2 protein-coding genes are annotated in these 734 nt (G+C 47.7%); both read left to right on the plus strand.

Annotated features, from left to right (window positions below):
- A partial coding sequence (locus tag R7Q11_RS26105) for a putative PEP-binding protein (RefSeq protein WP_318094455.1) occupies window positions 1-519 on the plus strand: 519 nt, incomplete at its 5' end.
- A gap of 60 nt (window positions 520-579) precedes the next feature.
- A partial coding sequence (locus R7Q11_RS26110) for a TSUP family transporter (protein WP_405532476.1) occupies window positions 580-734 on the plus strand: 155 nt, incomplete at its 3' end.

Here is a 734-nt window from a genome sequence, read left to right on the forward strand (position 1 = left end):
AGCGAAGTTGTCTTGCTTGATGAGCGTACCCAGGCTCCAAAGGTCGGGGTGATGATAGAAGTGCCATCGATGGTATATCTGCTTCCTGCCATCGCGCATCGAGTGGATTTTGTCTCTGTTGGTACTAACGACTTAACTCAGTATTTACTGGCGGTGGATCGGAACAATTCCCGCGTCGCTGATGTCTATGAATCCATGCATCCGGCAGTGCTGTTAGCACTCAAACAGATTCATGACGTGTGCGATAAATATCATGTGCCAGTGTGCATCTGCGGTGAATTAGCCGGTGATCCATTTGGTGCGCTCTTATTACTTGGGTTGGGATACACCAGCTTAAGTATGAACACATCTAACGTGGCTAAGGTGAAGTATTTGATTCGTCATAGCCAACAACAGGAACTAGAAAAACTAGCGGAACAGGCGATGACAAAATCGTACGGAGAGGAGATTCATCAAATGATGCATGATTTCTTTATCCAACAAGGTTTTGCAGGCTTCGTTCGTGCAGGGAAAAAGTAGGTAATCGTGACCGTCTCTTTATTTTTGTTATTGCTGGCGCTGGGCGCTTTTGTTGGTGTGATGGCGGGGCTACTCGGCATTGGGGGCGGATTAATCGTCGTACCTGCGTTGTTATTTTTGCTGCCTTGGGCGGGCATTTCTCCAGAAATGAGCATGCATATGGCGCTTGCGACAGCTCTGGCAAGCATCATCGTTACATCAGGTTCTTCTGCTCT

Source organism: Vibrio sp. 970, from assembly GCF_033339075.1.